The 16169-nt window shown below is 38.3% G+C and carries 16 protein-coding genes; 11 read left to right on the forward strand and 5 right to left on the reverse strand.

Going from position 1 to position 16169, the window contains the following annotated elements; translation table 11 throughout:
* Nucleotide 1: 1 nt before the first annotated feature.
* Nucleotides 2-865 (forward strand): DMT family transporter, encoded by an 864-nt coding sequence (locus SB49_RS05435; protein ID WP_062054581.1) that lies wholly within the window; start codon nucleotides 2-4, stop codon nucleotides 863-865.
* Nucleotides 865-1485: an IMPACT family protein gene (locus SB49_RS05440; protein ID WP_062054583.1), complete on the forward strand. Its 621-nt coding sequence runs from the start codon at nucleotides 865-867 to the stop codon at nucleotides 1483-1485. The genes SB49_RS05435 and SB49_RS05440 overlap by 1 nt, the downstream gene beginning before the upstream one ends.
* A 6-nt stretch (nucleotides 1486-1491) precedes the next feature.
* Here the strand turns inward: SB49_RS05440 and SB49_RS05445 are convergent, their stop codons facing one another.
* Complete coding sequence (locus SB49_RS05445) at nucleotides 1492-1890, reverse strand: acyl-CoA thioesterase (RefSeq protein ID WP_062054585.1); 399 nt, start codon at nucleotides 1888-1890, stop codon at nucleotides 1492-1494.
* Between the two features lie 207 nt (nucleotides 1891-2097).
* Here SB49_RS05445 and dnaA point away from each other — a divergent pair, with 207 nt between their 5' ends.
* Genes dnaA through SB49_RS05460 form a run of 3 tightly spaced genes read left to right on the forward strand, consistent with a single transcriptional unit; the run spans nucleotide 2098 to nucleotide 4725 of the window.
* Nucleotides 2098-3522 carry a chromosomal replication initiator protein DnaA gene (gene dnaA / locus SB49_RS05450; RefSeq protein WP_062054587.1) on the forward strand — a complete coding sequence of 475 codons (1425 nt, stop codon included), beginning with the start codon at nucleotides 2098-2100 and terminating at the stop codon, nucleotides 3520-3522.
* A 9-nt stretch (nucleotides 3523-3531) separates the two neighbouring features.
* Nucleotides 3532-3990, forward strand: coding sequence for a low molecular weight protein-tyrosine-phosphatase (locus SB49_RS05455; protein ID WP_062054589.1), 459 nt, complete (start codon nucleotides 3532-3534; stop codon nucleotides 3988-3990).
* A 9-nt stretch (nucleotides 3991-3999) separates the two neighbouring features.
* Complete coding sequence (locus tag SB49_RS05460) at nucleotides 4000-4725, forward strand: SAM-dependent methyltransferase (RefSeq protein WP_062054591.1); 726 nt, start codon at nucleotides 4000-4002, stop codon at nucleotides 4723-4725.
* Nucleotides 4726-4774: 49 nt separating this feature from the next.
* On the opposite strand, the gene SB49_RS05465 is transcribed toward SB49_RS05460, so the two are convergent.
* From SB49_RS05465 to dapF, 4 genes are all read right to left on the reverse strand, one after another.
* Entirely contained in the window at nucleotides 4775-5377 is a 603-nt protein-coding gene (locus SB49_RS05465) for a hypothetical protein (protein ID WP_235537844.1), read from the reverse strand.
* Between the two features lie 185 nt (nucleotides 5378-5562).
* Nucleotides 5563-6606 (reverse strand): endolytic transglycosylase MltG, encoded by a 1044-nt coding sequence (gene mltG / locus SB49_RS05470; RefSeq protein ID WP_062054595.1) that lies wholly within the window; start codon nucleotides 6604-6606, stop codon nucleotides 5563-5565.
* Entirely contained in the window at nucleotides 6606-7130 is a 525-nt protein-coding gene (locus SB49_RS05475; RefSeq protein WP_062054597.1) for a GNAT family N-acetyltransferase, read from the reverse strand. The genes mltG and SB49_RS05475 overlap by 1 nt, the downstream gene beginning before the upstream one ends.
* Nucleotides 7124-7900: a diaminopimelate epimerase gene (dapF, locus tag SB49_RS05480; protein ID WP_062054599.1), complete on the reverse strand. Its 777-nt coding sequence runs from the start codon at nucleotides 7898-7900 to the stop codon at nucleotides 7124-7126. Before dapF ends, SB49_RS05475 begins: the two co-directional genes overlap by 7 nt.
* A 132-nt stretch (nucleotides 7901-8032) precedes the next feature.
* Here dapF and SB49_RS05485 point away from each other — a divergent pair, with 132 nt between their 5' ends.
* The 6 genes from SB49_RS05485 to SB49_RS05510 all read left to right on the forward strand — a co-directional run bounded on the left by SB49_RS05485 (nucleotide 8033) and on the right by SB49_RS05510 (nucleotide 16153).
* On the forward strand, nucleotides 8033-9430 hold the full coding sequence (locus SB49_RS05485) for a S1C family serine protease (RefSeq protein ID WP_062054601.1): 1398 nt from the start codon (nucleotides 8033-8035) through the stop codon (nucleotides 9428-9430).
* 118 nt (nucleotides 9431-9548) lie between these two features.
* Entirely contained in the window at nucleotides 9549-10994 is a 1446-nt protein-coding gene (locus SB49_RS05490; RefSeq protein ID WP_062054603.1) for a glyceraldehyde-3-phosphate dehydrogenase, read from the forward strand.
* Nucleotides 10995-11189: 195 nt separating this feature from the next.
* Nucleotides 11190-11822, forward strand: a complete 633-nt coding sequence (locus SB49_RS05495; protein WP_062054605.1) for a hypothetical protein — start codon at nucleotides 11190-11192, stop codon at nucleotides 11820-11822.
* A gap of 145 nt (nucleotides 11823-11967) precedes the next feature.
* Nucleotides 11968-12642, forward strand: a complete 675-nt coding sequence (trmD, locus tag SB49_RS05500; protein ID WP_062054607.1) for a tRNA (guanosine(37)-N1)-methyltransferase TrmD — start codon at nucleotides 11968-11970, stop codon at nucleotides 12640-12642.
* Between the two features lie 139 nt (nucleotides 12643-12781).
* Entirely contained in the window at nucleotides 12782-13132 is a 351-nt protein-coding gene (gene rplS / locus SB49_RS05505; RefSeq protein WP_062058907.1) for a 50S ribosomal protein L19, read from the forward strand.
* A gap of 801 nt (nucleotides 13133-13933) precedes the next feature.
* Nucleotides 13934-16153, forward strand: coding sequence for an NADP-dependent isocitrate dehydrogenase (locus tag SB49_RS05510; protein WP_062054609.1), 2220 nt, complete (start codon nucleotides 13934-13936; stop codon nucleotides 16151-16153).
* The last annotated feature ends 16 nt before the right edge of the window (nucleotides 16154-16169 follow it).

Consider the following 16169-nt stretch of genomic DNA (forward strand, 5'->3'; position numbering starts at 1 on the left):
CATGCTAGATTTAGCCTTGTGTGTCCTTTTTTCCAGTTCCCTATTTGTAATATTCAAACTTTTTTCAAAATATAAGATACAAACATTATATGCCATTATCTGCAATTACGTAGTGGCATGCCTGTTCTCTACCCTATTTTATAATGGAAGAATAACAGTAAACGAGCTAACTGGTAAAGCTTGGTTTTTAGGCACCTTGGCACTTGGTATCTTATTTATTGTTGTCTTTATAATTACCGCCAAAACATCCCAAAAGATCGGTGTATCCGTGGCTTCTGTCGCCTCTAAAATGTCATTGATCATACCCGTGATTGCTGGGGTTCTTATTTATAAAGAGGTTTTGGGGCCCATTAAGATTATAGGGATCCTTTTAGCCTTGATTGCCGTGTATTTTGCATCCATAAAAACCAGGACCCTCACAGTAAAGATGGAGACCATTTTTTTGCCACTCCTTTTGTTTTTGGGATCTGGCCTGGTAGACACTTCCATTAAATATTTACAGACTACCTATATGGAAAAGGAAGATTATCCATTATTCTCTGCAACGGTCTTTGGTGCGGCTGGTTTTATTGGGATCATTTTTATTTTGTTAAAATCCTTTAGGGAACCAATAAGGCCAAATTTAAGAAACGTCCTGGGCGGACTGGTCTTGGGCATTGTAAATTATTTTTCCATCTACTTTCTATTAAGGGCACTTGAAAATGATTTTATCAACAGCGCCTCCATTTTCACATTAAACCATGTGGCCACTGTTCTGCTCTCCACTATTTTTGGTATAGTGTTGTTCAAGGAATCTTTAAGCAAAAAAAACTGGTTTGGGATTGGTTTGGCGGTCATAAGTATTATTTTAGTTGCCAGTACTTAATGGAAGACGAAAATCAAGATTCATATAGGACCATTTTAAAGCCTTCGGAGGAAGTCCTCTTCAAGGAAAAGAAGAGTAAGTTCTTCGGATATGCCTTTCCAATTTCTGATGAAGAGGAAGTCAAGCCTTTGATAGAGGCGCTTAGAAAGAAGCACCACACTGCCAATCATGTTTGTTATGCATGGCAATTGGGCGTGGAAGAACCACATTATAGGGCTAATGACGATGGAGAACCCAACAATTCAGCTGGCATGCCTATTTATGGTCAAATCCAATCTTTTGGAGTCACAAATATACTTGTAGCGGTTACAAGAATATTTGGAGGTACAAAACTAGGAGTTGGCGGATTGATATCGGCTTACAAAACAGGTGCCCAAATGGCATTGGAAGCTTCCCAAATTGTTGAAAAAACGCTACAGCAACGGTTTGTTTTAAAGTTCGATTATGAACAAATAGATAAGGTCATGAGAACTATAAAACAGCACCAGATAGAAATACTTACACAAACTATGGAACTGTCCTGCACCTTTATCATATCCGTCAGAAAACAGGAAGCCGAACAAACTTTAGCACTATTTACTTCCATGCACCCCCCTATAGGGATCAAAAAAAAGCAGTAACAGGTATTATAATTTTATTTTTTCCAAAATAGCTTCAGGGCATTTCATCGGTCTTTTTGTCGTTTTATTTATAAATGCCAAAACAGTATGTGCCTCGATTAAAATTTCATCGGCTTCATTGTAAATTTTATAATCAAATTCTATCTTCACTGAAGGTCTCTTTTTCAGGATAGTAACCACCCTTATCAGGTCATCATAAACTGCAGATTTTTTGAAATTTATCTGTAGGGAAATAACAGGCAACATTACACCTTCTTCTTCCATTTTTTTGTAAGAAAACCCTAGTGCCCTTAACCACTCAACTCTTCCCATCTCTAGGTATTGCGCATAGTTTCCGTGGTAAACGACTCCCATTTGATCTGTTTCCCCATATCTCACTCTAAAAGAAATCTGATTAAAATCCATATAAGTTGACGTAAAAACGATATATTTAATTCTTTAGAATATTTCCCATAGCAACATGAGAAAAAAAAAGCTATTAATCAATACCATTTGATTTTTTTTTTAGAATTTTTGTTCACATATTTGTCTTGCTCTAGTATACCAGGTCATACTGGTAAATCGAATGAACTTTAAGCCTAATCAATAACCACAAAAAGACGAAACTTTAAAATGAGTGTTACTGCTAATTCCGTATGGAACAATTGTTTGGCTTTTATAAAGGACAACATTCAACCGCAGGCATTCAAAACTTGGTTTGAACCTATCAAGCCGGTCAAGTTATCCAACAACGCCTTAAGCATACAGGTACCGAGTAAATTTTTTTATGAATGGCTGGAAGAGCACTATGTAAAATTATTGAAAGTTGCCCTAACCAAGGAAATCGGGGAGAGCGCAAAGTTGGTTTATGTCATTAAAATGGAAAACACCTACGGCAATAGAGAACCATTTACCGAAAAAATACCCAGTTCAAATAGATCTACCGTCGCTCCACAAGAATTGGATGTGGCCATTAAGTCGAAAAACCCTGAACTAAAGAATCCTTTTGTCATTCCTGGGATCAGAAATATCAAAATAGAATCTCAGTTAAATCCCAATTATAATTTTGACAATTTCCTGGAAGGTGATTCCAACAGGTTGGCAAGATCAGCGGGGATGGCCGTCGCCAATAAACCGGGAGGTACTTCCTTTAATCCACTATTGATTTTTGGGGGTGTTGGTTTGGGAAAAACGCACCTGGCACATGCCATTGGTGTTGAGATAAAGGACAAATACCCAGAAAGGACTGTACTCTATATATCAGCAGAAAAATTCACCCAACAGTATATAGAATCCGTCAAGAAAAACACTAGAAATGATTTTATACATTTCTATCAATTGATTGACGTCTTAATAATTGATGATGTACAGTTTTTATCGGGTAAATCTGGTACACAGGATGTGTTTTTCCACATTTTCAACCACTTGCATCAGAATGGCAAACAGGTAATCCTTACTTCAGATAAGGCACCCGTGGATATGCAGGACATTGAACAACGTCTGCTATCTCGTTTTAAATGGGGGCTTTCAGCTGAACTTCAGAGTCCAGATTACGAAACACGCATCTCTATCTTAAAGAACAAATTATACAGGGATGGTGTTGAGATGCCGGATGACATTGTAGATTATGTCGCCAAGCATATCAAAAGTAATATTCGTGAACTAGAAGGAGCCATCATCTCTCTAATAGCGCAATCTTCTTTCAATAAAAAGGAAGTTACCATTGAATTGGCACAGTTGGTTGTAGAAAAGTTTGTGAAGAATACCAAACGTGAGGTATCCATAGATTACATCCAAAAAGTTGTTTCTGATTATTTTGAAATGGATGTCGCTACCCTGCAATCCAAGACCAGAAAACGCCATATTGTGCAAGCAAGACAAATGGCCATGTTCTTTGCTAAAAAATTCACCAAGGCCTCTTTGGCCAGTATAGGTTCCCAAATTGGAAAGAGGGACCACGCAACTGTGTTGCACGCATGCAAAACTGTTGACAACCTTGCGGAGACCGATAAGCAGTTTAAAAAGTACATTGAAGATTTAACTAAAAAATTCTCTTAGTCATACATCATGAAAACGAAAGTTCTAATGGTATGCCTCGGAAACATCTGTAGGTCACCATTGGCCGAAGGCATCCTAAAAAGCAAAGTAGACCAAAATGAAGTAGAAGTGGAATCCGCTGGAACCGCAGGCTTTCACATTGGCAAAAAACCCGATAGTCGCTCTATCGCCGTTGCCCAAAAGCATGGATTGGCAATAGATAGTCAGCGATGCAGGAAATTCTCCCGCCAAGATTTCAGTGATTTTAATTACATCTATGCCATGGACAGAAGTAATTATAGAAATATAATCTCCTTGGCGAAAAATGAGAACGATATCAAAAAGGTGAAGTTACTTTTGGATGAAATCAATATTGACATCAAAGAAGTCCCAGACCCGTATTACGACTCTGAAGATGGGTTTGAAAAGGTCTACACATTAATTGATAAAGCTTGTGATGCCATAGCATTACAACTTCAACATAATTAAAAAGCATTCATGGAAAACCCACAGGACATGGTTTTAGGAAAATTGTACATGATTCCCACTACCCTAGGTGACAATGAACCTTTAGAGGTCCTCCCCATTTCCATAAAAAGGGCAATTGAAGAAATAGACTTCTATATTGTTGAGAATGAAAAGACCGCAAGGCGTTTTATAAAAAAAATAAGCTCTAAAAAATCCCAGCCCGATCTTCATTTGGAATTGCTGAATAAGTTCACCGAGCCAGAAGCAATTCCCACTTTTTTGGATCCCTGCCTTCAAGGACATAATGTGGGTATCATTTCAGAAGCGGGTTGTCCCGGAATTGCTGATCCCGGAGCCGATGTGGTGAGAATCGCGCATCAAAAAGGAATTCAAGTAGTTCCCCTGGTCGGACCCTCCTCTATCCTCCTCGCACTTATGGCCAGCGGCATGAATGGACAAAGCTTTACATTTAATGGATACTTGCCCATTGACGGACCTGAAAGAAAAAGTGCTATAAAACGGATGGAAAAAATTTCCAGGGAATTGGACCAATCTCAAATATTCATTGAAACGCCCTATAGGAATGATAAGTTAATGGCCGATTTATTGAGAACCCTTTCCAATAGCTGTATGGTTTGCGTTGCTTGCGACATCACTCTTTCAACGGAATATATTTCCACCAAGAGCGTGCTTGAATGGCAAAAAGTACCGCTAGACCTACATAAAAGACCAACTATCTTTATCATTCACGCATAAAAAAACCCCAGCGTTTCCACCAGGGTCTCTTATCATTTTTAAGATTAATTTAAATTTTTGGGTTTCGCGCAGGAGATATAAATGAAATATCATACCCAGAGAATTTTCTCATATAATGGGCGATACTTGTTCCAAATTCATCACTTACATTATGCTCTCCATAAGAGCGCAGAAACTTTTTAACATTCCCGGCACCAGCCAAATGTGCTGCAGCCAAGATTCCAGACTCTGTCACCTTCACACCTCCAATGCGTTTCCCTTCGAAACGTTTAATATCCCTTCGTAAAATCCATTTATTCCGGGCAATGTTGGTATGAAATGCCCTTTCCTGTAACATGGGATCATTGATAAAACGAGTAGCATTATACACACCCATTAATTGCAATGTACCAATTCCGAATTGGTATTTACCCAAGTACCCTAAGGCATTGATGGTGAAATAATCACCTTGTGATTCCTTAAAAGCCAAAGCTTCCTTGAATCCGATATACGAACTCCCCAAAAAGGGAGGTGCCACCATAACAGGGTTGAAAATAGTCTTGTTTTTGGGAAACAAAACTGCAGTAGGTTCATTTACTTTAAATGTTGAGGGTACTTCCACAATTTTATTGGAAGCTGAATTAAACCCAAAACTCATTAAAATAAAAATCATGATTAGCGGACAAAAGACGTTTATCCATCTTCTCATAGTTTTGATTTCTTAAGACTTACTCACTTGAAAAAGAGATGCTTAAATTTCTAGGGGCAAATATACGTCCTAATTTCTCTTAACAAACCAAAGATTGCCTTAAAAATGCATTTTTTTAGCCAAAATGTCTTAAAATCAGGATGATAGGTTTACCTATTTATCTTTTGAGCGTTGATCCAACGCACATATTGCTCTTTATTTTTATTGTGCTGAGCTAGGTTTTTAGCAAATTTATGATACCCAAAATTCTCCACATTAGCCACAAAATAGTAATAATCGTGTTGCTCAGAATTCAGTACGGCATCTATGGCAGATATGTCTGGCATTGCTATGGGACCTGGTGGTAAACCAGCATATTTATAGGTGTTATAGGGTGAGTCCAAAGTCAGATCCTTATACAATACCCTTTTATAAACAGTATCAAAATCACCGTTATGCAACTTTAAAGCATAAATGACAGTAGGATCTGCCTGCAACAACATACGCACCTTCAGCCTATTGAGGTAAACACCTGCTACTCTGGGCCTTTCATCTACTTTTGCAGTTTCCTTATGCACAATGGATGCCAGGGTAATAACTTCATTAGGGGTCATTCCTATTTTTTCAGCTTTCTGTATTCTATCGGCATTCCAAAACCTTTGGTATTCCTTGAGCATCCTGTCCCTGAAATTTTCAGGAGATGAATTCCAGAAAAACTCATAACTATTGGGAATATACATAGCCAATTTTGTCTCATTGGTAAAACCATTGGCTTTTAAGAATTCAGCATCATTTAAATTATTCAACAAAGTAAGGCTGTCTGGCTCCAATTGAGCCGATATCCTTCCGGCAAGGTCGGCCAAGGTTTCCTGATTGTTGAATGATACCCTAATGGGGATATTTTTACTTCGAAGGGAGTTTACGATATCATTATTGTTCATTCCTTTTTTAATGAGGTACTTTCCCCCACGCACGTTGGAAGCATATCCCTTTCGTTCCGCAACCTTCTCAAAAGTGGACATATCATTTATTAAGGGAGTCAACATTTCCTTAACGTTGTTAAAATCATCGTCCGATCTTACGAAGACATAAGCTTCGCTATTATTGAATTTGGTATTGGGTGCAAAAACAGCATTATACACCATATAAGCAAAGGCGCCACCAACAACTAGGCCTATAATTAGTATGGCCAGCAAAATTTTCTTTATATACATTACTTGTTTATCTTTTGAAATAAAATTTCACCTTTATATTCATTATTCTGTAAAACCCAATCTTTCTTTTCTCCTACTAGGCTGTAGCCAAGTTTTTTGAATAAGTGTACACTAGCCTCATTATCGGATAATACATTAGCGTACAACTGTCGTAAATGCAACCCATTAAAGGCATAGTTTTCCAATAGTTGCAAAGCCTCCAGACCTAGACCTCTGTTTCTGTCCTTTTCTTCCAGGATAACGATGCCAATGCCCGCGCGGTGGTTATGCGGATCAAAATCGAACAAATCAATCAATCCCACTGCCTTATCCGAAGAATTACATATACATAAACGCAACTGCTTTGCCTCGTAAATATCCTTATGGGCATTCTCCAAATAGAGCTGTAACAGGTGTTTTGAATAAGGAGCGGTAGTTCCACTAATTTCCCAAATCCCTGTATTGTTTTCCACCTCGTATAGGAAATCCAGATCATCTGGCTCCAAAGCCCTTAAGTAACCGATTTTACCTTTTAGACTCAGCATACGATCTCTCCTTTAAACACATATTTTGCCGGTCCTATCAAATGGATATCCTGATAGCCAGAATCTCCTCTCTCAAAATTAACATGTAAGTCCCCTCCCTGCGTTTTTATTGCCACTTTATTTCCAGAGACCTTACCAATTTTGTGCATAGCCAATGCTACTGCCGTAACACCAGTTCCACAGGACAAGGTTTCATCCTCCACTCCCCTTTCATAGGTCCGCACCTTAAAGGTATCCCCACCTTCCGATGTTACAAAATTTATATTGCTTCCATTATCCCCGTAGCGTCCATATCTCAATTTTGCTCCTTCCACAGGCACATCTACCTTTAGGACGTCCTCTACTATCTGCACATGGTGGGGGGAACCCGTATCTAAAAACAGAAAATCTTTATGCTCCTGTACTTCGTTCACGTCCTGCATTTGAAGGCTCACAACTTCTCCCTCTATGGTAGCGTGGTGCAACCCATCTACAGCCATAAATGTAGCCTTGTCAGTTATGACTCCCAAGTATTTGGCAAAAGCCACCAAACACCTGCCTCCATTTCCACACATGGTACTGGTATTCCCATCAGAATTATAGTACACCATCTTAAAATCGGTCCCTTTGTCATTTTCCAACAGAATAAGTCCATCTGCACCTATCCCAAATTTTCGATCGCATAGTTTAGCCACCAATTGGGTGTTGCTTTTAGGAAATACATTATCCCTATTGTCAATCATGACAAAGTCATTGCCCGTTCCTTGATATTTGTAAAATGTAAGGTTCATATCCAAATTTGTGGTACAAATATAAAGATTTATTAAGTGTTTTTTAGCAGTTAAAAAGACGTTAAACCTAAATAATGACTACATAAATGAATTAATTTTACTCCATTGGAAGTTTTAAAATTTTTATCTATTATGAAAAAAATCACAACTTTATTATTGGTTTCCATATTTGGAGGTGCAATTACCTTGGGAAGCTATAAGCTATTCATAGAAAAGCCAAATTATGCGGTTGTTACAGAAGATGCCGGTAATGGTTATTTCAACACAAGTTATTCTCCTACCTCGGCAAAGGGATCTGGGATCAATGAAGTAGATTTCACCATAGCGGCCCAAAATACGGTCAATTCTGTTGTGCACGTTAAAAACGTCACCATGAGCAGTGGACCAACTACCATCATGGAGTTTCTTTATGGTTCGGGAGGCAGCCAAAGGCCACAAGTAGGTACCGGTTCCGGAGTTATTATATCGCCTGACGGTTATATTGTAACCAACAATCACGTCATAGCAAACGCTACCCAGTTACAGGTTACGCTGAATAACAATAAAACTTATACAGCAGAATTAGTGGGTACGGACCCCAATTCAGATATTGCCCTCCTTAAAATAGAAGCTAAGGACAAGCTTCCCTATTTGGCTTTTGGGGATTCTGATAATGCCAAAATCGGGGAATGGGTATTAGCCGTTGGAAATCCGTTCAACCTGACCTCTACGGTTACTGCGGGCATTGTAAGTGCCAAGGCACGGGACCTGGGCGGCATGACCAACCAATCATTCATTCAGACTGATGCCGCGGTTAATCCGGGCAATAGCGGCGGGGCACTGGTCAACACGAATGGCGACCTCATAGGCATCAATACCGCTATAACTTCCCAAACCGGTTCCTATGTAGGATATTCCTTTGCAGTACCCAGCAATATTGCGAAAAAGGTTGTTGAGGATATTATGGAGTACGGGAACGTGCAAAAAGGCATACTAGGCATAAATACGGTTAGGTCCTCTACCCCCTACGCTATTGAGAATGGAATTAATGAGGTAGATGGCGTGTATATCACAAGTGTGGAAGAGGATTCCGGTGCATTTGATGCCAAGTTACAGGAAGGTGACATCCTCAAAAAAGTTGATGATATAGTAGTTCATAAATTTCCTGACCTGGTAGGTTATATCTCCACCAAAAGACCTGGGGATGAAATTAAAGTGACCATAGATAGAGCGGGAAAAGTGATGGAGGTTCCTGTGATTTTGAAAGAAAGACAGACCCTTGTCGTGCCTGTAATGGGCTTAGAGGTTAAAAATCTCAATAAAGAGGATCAAAAGAAATTCAAGACTAAAAGTGGTGTTAAAATTGTAGGTGTTCCCGAAAGCTTTAGAGGCTACGGTCTGGAGGGCAAGGTATTACTGTCCGTGGACAATAAGGAGATCAATGATATTTCAGATGCCAAGAATCTATTCGGCAATATTTCCAAATATGGTAAAACAAGTATCACAATGATCAACGAGAAGGGCGAGCGGGAGCGACTGATTTTCCAATAAGCCCACTTCAACATTATAAAGCGCTCAAAAATGAGCGCTTTTTTTATTTGTCAAATGTTTTACGAAATCGATTGAAATATATATTTTTGCCGAAAATTAACAGTTTCAAACCTAATTAATGAGTCCTATCAAATACGAAAAAGAATTAGCCTTTCAAGCCGACAGGAGAAAAGCAACCACCGAGTTTATTAAAATTACCAGTGATCTATGGTATGATAGCGCCATTGAAGTGGTGCTTTTTAAGAATCAGATCATTGATAAAAATGTAAGCGACATCATCAATTTACATGAATACGCCGGACAGTTTGTACAAAAACCAATTTCTATTTTCGACTCAGTTGAGCTTTTGAGAGCCATTTATGACTTGAATTTGCCTCCTTCTAAATTGGATATTGGAAAACTGACATATGAGTACCATTCAGATGACAACAATTACAATAATGCAAAAGCTTTTGTTGTTGATAAATTAAAAGATGCCAGTAGTTCCAAAGAGATAAAACCAAAGGATGTTGTTCTTTATGGTTTTGGAAGAATTGGAAGACTGGTAGCCAGGGAATTAATGGCGAAAACGGGCAAAGGAAGCCAATTAAGACTTAGGGCCATAGTTACAAGGGGAACTGTAACTCCAGAAATCCTTGAGAAAAGAGCCAATCTATTACGAACAGATTCTGTTCACGGACAATTTATGGGCACGGTAGAGATAGATGTGGCAAATGAAGCATTATTGATCAACGGCACCACGGTACACATCATTAGTGCAGATAAGCCAGAAGACATAGATTATACAAAATATGGGATTTACGGTGCTTTAATAATCGATAACACAGGGGCTTTCAGGGATAAGGAAGCTTTGAGCAGACATTTGTCATCCAAAGGTGCCTCTAGAGTGTTGTTGACGGCTCCAGGCAAGGAGGTGCCCAATATCGTACATGGGGTTAACCATACTGAATACGATCCGGATACCATCAAGATATATTCCGCGGCATCTTGTACCACCAATGCCATAACGCCTATATTGAAAGTGATCGAAGATTCTTTGGGCATTAAAAAAGGACATTTGGAGACCATTCATGCATATACGAACGACCAGAATTTGGTGGACAATATGCACAGTAAATACAGACGTGGAAGAGCGGCCGCCTTAAATATGGTGATTACAGAGACAGGAGCCGGTAGTGCCGTAGCAAAGGCTTTACCAAGTTTAAAAGGCAAACTTACCTCCAATGCCATCCGTGTCCCAGTACCTAATGGTTCGCTGGCCATTCTAAATTTGGAAGTGAAAAATAAGACGACCAAGGAGAGTTTGAACAATATCGTTAAAAAATATTCTTTGGAAGGATCCCTTGTAGAGCAAATTAAATATTCATTGAGCAACGAATTGGTTTCCACAGATATTATAGGGACAAATGCGCCATCCATTTATGACAGTACTGCCACCATAGTCTCTGCTGACGGTAAAAACATCGTATTGTACATTTGGTATGACAATGAATATGGATACTCCCATCAAGTTATTCGTTTGGCCAAATACATCTCAAAAGTAAGAAGGTATACCTATTATTAACAGTAGGGAATATTCTCAAAAATAATGTTCTGGTTAATTTCCAATCGGGCTACAATCATCAATATTGGATTTTTGTAGTCCGATTTTATATTTTGTCCGTATATAAAAAGGTATTGTTTAATATGTTTTATTATTTAACATTATTAAATTACTTTAGTCTACCCTAACTAATTATTAACAAGAAGCATTACATAAATGAAAATTTACAAAGTCCTATTTATTGCAATGGCGCTTTTAGCGTTCAACCTACAATTTGCACAGGAACAGGAACAAGTCCAAGAGGAAGAAGAAAGCCTATCTTTAGATGGAGGACCAATTAGCAGTCAGTTTGAATACCTAACTTCTAAATCTGGAAACTATAATGCAAACGGAATAAGATACGAAGTAGTTAAACTGACCTTTATAGAAAAGTTGAGGCAAAATGTATTGGATAGTCTAAAAGTATATAACAAAAAGACTGCAGAACTAAATGCTACCATTGCAGAAAGTGAAGGGACCATCAACACCTTGAAAAATAAGTTGGAAGAAACAACCAACAATCTGATAGAAGTCAATGAAGAGAAGGATAGTATTTCCTTTTTGGGTATTATGATTGCAAAAGGTACCTATAATTTTATGTTATGGACCATAATCACCGGCTTATTGCTGTTGTTGTTGTTTTTCATCTACAAATTTAGGCAGAGCAATATTTTGACCCAAGAAGCCAAAACAGGACTTTCAGATCTTGAAATGGAATATGAGGACCATAGAAGAAGAGCCTTGGAGCGAGAGCAAAAAATAAGTAGACAGCTCCAAGACGAGCTGAACAAACACAAAAAAACAAAATAACGAAAAGCTCCAGATGGAGCTTTTTTTAATTTAGGCATAAAAAGCATTGTTCAACCTTGGCTATGCTGCTTCTATTACTTCTCATTTTGTGATAAAAAAGGGCGATAAAATGTATCTTTGCAGCATCTTTTAAAGAATTACCCCGATGCGCATAGATATCATCACCGTTTTACCTGAGCTTATGACAAGTCCGTTTGAAGCTTCGATTATGAAAAGGGCCATAGAAAAGAAATTGGTCGAGGTTCATTTTCACAACCTTAGGGACTACACAGAATTAAGCTACAAGCAAGTAGATGACTACCAATTTGGTGGCGGCGCGGGCATGGTACTGATGATAGAGCCTATAGACAAATGTATCACCAAATTGAAGTCGGAAAGAACGTACGACGAGGTTATTTACATGACCCCAGATGGGGAAACCTTGAATCAAAGTATGGCGAATGGGATTTCTTTGAAAGAAAACATCATTATTCTTTGTGGCCATTATAAGGGCGTAGACCAACGAGTAAGGGATACTTTGATCACGAGGGAAATATCCATTGGTGATTATGTCCTTTCGGGTGGAGAATTGGGGGCCGCAGTACTATGTGACACCATCATTAGGCTTATTCCTGGGGTTTTGAACAATGAAACTTCAGCACTTACCGATAGTTTTCAGGATAACTTATTGGCACCTCCAGTTTATACACGCCCATCCGACTATAAAGGTCTAAAAGTACCTGAAATTCTCTTGAGTGGAAATTTTCCGAAAATTGAAAAATGGAGGGAAGACGAAGCCCTAAAGCGGACAGAAAGACTTAGACCTGATCTCTTGGAGTAAATAAAACGTATTGATCTTAAAAAAGAACCGAAATAAGTTGTAAATTATAATTAATAAAGTAATTTTGCAATCTGTTAAAATTAACCTCTGGCGATATCCGTGGATGTTGGTTTTAAGAAACTTTAAAAATAAAAACAAAATGGAATCATTAATTAAATTTGTTCAAGACGAATTTGTTCCTAAGAAGGACTTTCCAAAATTCTCAGCAGGAGACACAATTACTGTGTACTATGAAATTAAGGAAGGTGAAAAGACCCGTACCCAGTTCTTTAAAGGAGTTGTTATACAACGTAAAGGATCTGGAACTACAGAAACATTTACGATCCGTAAAATGTCCGGTACTGTAGGTGTAGAGCGTATATTCCCAGTGAATATGCCAGCTTTACAAAAGGTAGAGGTCAACAAAAAAGGTAAAGTACGTAGAGCTCGTATTTACTACTTTAGAGGCCTTACAGGTAAGAAAGCAAGAATTAAAGAAGTTAGAATGTAACTTTTTTAGCCTTCATATATTAAAAAATCCACCACTTTGGTGGATTTTTTGTTTTCAACAATTGTTAATAGCTATTGTTCATAGTGTGTTGATTGTTAATTCTTTACGAAAATGCGTAAGATCAAAATATAATTCGTATCTTCAGGTATGATTTAAAGGAAAAATCTTTTTAGAGGATTCCAAATCATTATAAAGTTTGCGTTCTTTATATTATTGTTTGGCTTTTTAAGATGAAAATGCAGCAATGTGTTTTTAAATTTTAAAGTTTCTTATTACCAATTACACATGTAATCGGTTCTGAAGTTGACACTGATGTGTATACAGGTTCAATGTAAATTTGAGCAAAAAGACATTAGATCGTTAAAACAATGAGAAGAAACAAAAAGTAGTTGCTTGGTTTTATTATTAAGAACGAAAAATGTTTCAAACGTTGAAATAGTGGATCAAAGGCAATCAATGGTTGCCGTTTTGTAAACAATACAGAACACACAGTTTGAAAGCTATTTCTAAAAAGCCATGTCAATGTACTCGTACAATGATATGGCTTTTGTTATTTTAGACTTTTCAAACACGCTCGTAAGACTCCTAATTTTTCAGGAAATTACCTTCTCACAAAGCCAATATTAAATAGGTATCAACTTCTTATGCCCTATTGAATATTCTTCTTTCCCAAATAATTTACATTAGGGACTCCCAAATAACATAATTGACAAAGAATTAGCAGAAAGATTAAATATTTGCAAGGTTTTAAGCTGTGTGAAAATTGTATATTTGCACCGCTAAAACACTTAAAAATAAGAGATGCCAAAAATAATATACACTAAAACTGATGAAGCCCCTGCGTTGGCTACAGAATCATTTCTACCCATTGTTAAAGCATTTACCAAAACCTCTGGAATAACCATTGAAACAAAAGATATTTCATTGTCTGGAAGAATCATCGCCACTTTTCCTGATTTTTTGAAAGCAGATCAAAAAATTTCAGACGATTTGGCCGAATTGGGGGCATTGGCAAAAACACCTGAAGCCAATATCATTAAATTACCAAACATCTCTGCATCCATACCACAGCTTAAAGAGGCAATAACAGAACTACAATCACAAGGGTATGCTGTTCCCAACTATCCGGACGAACCTAAGAATGAGCAAGAGAAAGAGATCAAGTCTAGATACGATAAGATCAAGGGAAGTGCTGTTAACCCAGTGTTACGCGAAGGAAACTCCGACAGAAGAGCTCCAAAAGCAATAAAAAATTATGCCAAGAAAAACCCACATTCCATGGGGGCTTGGGGTGCCGATTCAAAGTCCCATGTTGCCTCTATGGACCATGGTGACTTTAAATCCAACGAGAAATCATTAACCATTGCCCAGCCAACCGCCTTAAAGGTTGAATTGGTGAAAGCCGATGGGAGTACCAAAATTTTAAAGGATAAAATCTCTATTCTGGCCGGAGAAATCATCGATGCCACGGTAATGAACAAAAAAGCCTTATTGGCATTCTTAAAAGAGCAGGTAATCGATGCCAAGAAAAACGGAGTCTTGTTTTCCTTGCACATGAAAGCCACCATGATGAAGGTATCCGATCCTATCATTTTTGGACATGCCGTTGAGGTGTTTTTTGAAACCGTATTTGCTAAACATGCAGAAACCTTCAAAAAGATTGGTGTCAATGCCAATGATGGTCTGGAAAATCTATTGAGCAAATTATCAGAACTTCCAGAGTCAAAAAGAAAAGAAATTGAAGCTGATATAGAAGCTGCCATTACTAACGGACCTGACTTGGCCATGGTGAATTCTGACAAAGGTGTTACCAACCTTCATGTACCTAGTGATATCATTGTTGATGCTTCAATGCCTGCCATGATTAGAAACGGAGGCCAAATGTGGAATGCTGAAGGAAAAGCCCAAGACACCAAAGCAATTATCCCTGATAGCAGTTATGCCGGTGTTTTTGAAACCACCATTGAATTCTGTAAAAAGAATGGGGCTTTTGATCCAAGAACCATGGGAACAGTTCCCAACGTTGGCCTAATGGCACAAAAAGCGGAAGAATATGGTTCCCATGATAAAACTTTTGAAATAGAAGATAGTGGTTCCGTAAACGTTGTAGACCTTAATACCGGAGCTATTCTTATCCAACACAATGTAGAGCAAGGAGATATCTGGAGAATGTGTCAGGTAAAGGATGCCCCGATCCAAGACTGGATAAAACTTGCTGTTTCTAGGGCAAGGGCTACAGGAACTCCTGCCGTATTTTGGTTAGATAAAAATAGGGCCCATGATATGGAACTCATTAAGAAGGTGAACACATACCTTCCAAATTATGATACCTCTGGACTTGACATTCGTATTTTATCGCCTGACGAAGCCACGTTATTTACCTTAAAAAGATTAAAAGCAGGAGAAGACACCATTTCTATAACTGGTAACGTACTAAGAGATTATCTAACAGATCTTTTTCCAATATTGGAGGTAGGTACCAGTGCTAAAATGCTTTCCATTGTTCCCTTGATGAACGGCGGTGGGTTATTTGAAACAGGTGCTGGGGGTTCTGCTCCTAAACACGTTGAACAATTTTTGGAAGAAGGCCACCTACGATGGGATTCTTTGGGTGAATTTTTGGCCCTTGGAGTTTCTCTCGAGCACTATTCCGAAAAGAACAACAATCCAAAAGCCCTAGTTTTGGCTGATGCCTTGGACGTTGCAACTGAGAAGTTCTTGGACAATGATAGATCACCTTCAAGAAAAGTAGGTGAATTGGACAATAGGGGAAGTCATTTTTACCTTGCACTATATTGGGCTCAAGCCTTGGCAAATCAAAACAAAGACCAAGAGCTAAACGCCATATTTACAAAGGTGGCCAAGGAATTGGAAGAAAATGAATTTAAAATTATTTCTGAATTAAATGCAGCACAAGGTTCCGCGAACAATATTGGCGGCTATTACAAACCTAATGTTGCTCTTATGGCAAAAGCAATGAGGCCTAGCAGCACATTTAATACTATTTTGAGCCAGATTTAACAATCTAAACTCAATA

Origin of the sequence: Sediminicola sp. YIK13 (genome assembly GCF_001430825.1) — a bacterium.
Lineage (GTDB): Bacteria > Bacteroidota > Bacteroidia > Flavobacteriales > Flavobacteriaceae > Sediminicola.

Bases quoted from the DNA above. Each gene is read 5' to 3' on its own strand.
- SB49_RS05490 (WP_062054603.1), top strand. From the start codon at position 9,549: ATGAGTCCTATCAAATACGAAAAAGAATTAGCCTTTCAAGCCGACAGG.
- SB49_RS05485 (WP_062054601.1), top strand. From the start codon at position 8,033: ATGAAAAAAATCACAACTTTATTATTGGTTTCCATATTTGGAGGTGCA.
- SB49_RS05495 (WP_062054605.1), top strand. From the start codon at position 11,190: ATGAAAATTTACAAAGTCCTATTTATTGCAATGGCGCTTTTAGCGTTC.
- SB49_RS05435 (WP_062054581.1), top strand. From the start codon at position 2: ATGCTAGATTTAGCCTTGTGTGTCCTTTTTTCCAGTTCCCTATTTGTA.
- dnaA (WP_062054587.1), top strand. From the start codon at position 2,098: ATGAGTGTTACTGCTAATTCCGTATGGAACAATTGTTTGGCTTTTATA.
- trmD (WP_062054607.1), top strand. From the start codon at position 11,968: ATGCGCATAGATATCATCACCGTTTTACCTGAGCTTATGACAAGTCCG.
- SB49_RS05475 (WP_062054597.1), bottom strand. From the start codon at position 7,130: ATGCTGAGTCTAAAAGGTAAAATCGGTTACTTAAGGGCTTTGGAGCCA.
- SB49_RS05460 (WP_062054591.1), top strand. From the start codon at position 4,000: ATGGAAAACCCACAGGACATGGTTTTAGGAAAATTGTACATGATTCCC.
- SB49_RS05440 (WP_062054583.1), top strand. From the start codon at position 865: ATGGAAGACGAAAATCAAGATTCATATAGGACCATTTTAAAGCCTTCG.
- SB49_RS05445 (WP_062054585.1), bottom strand. From the start codon at position 1,890: ATGGATTTTAATCAGATTTCTTTTAGAGTGAGATATGGGGAAACAGAT.
- mltG (WP_062054595.1), bottom strand. From the start codon at position 6,606: ATGTATATAAAGAAAATTTTGCTGGCCATACTAATTATAGGCCTAGTT.
- dapF (WP_062054599.1), bottom strand. From the start codon at position 7,900: ATGAACCTTACATTTTACAAATATCAAGGAACGGGCAATGACTTTGTC.
- SB49_RS05455 (WP_062054589.1), top strand. From the start codon at position 3,532: ATGAAAACGAAAGTTCTAATGGTATGCCTCGGAAACATCTGTAGGTCA.
- SB49_RS05465 (WP_235537844.1), bottom strand. From the start codon at position 5,377: ATGATTTTTATTTTAATGAGTTTTGGGTTTAATTCAGCTTCCAATAAA.
- rplS (WP_062058907.1), top strand. From the start codon at position 12,782: ATGGAATCATTAATTAAATTTGTTCAAGACGAATTTGTTCCTAAGAAG.
- SB49_RS05510 (WP_062054609.1), top strand. From the start codon at position 13,934: ATGCCAAAAATAATATACACTAAAACTGATGAAGCCCCTGCGTTGGCT.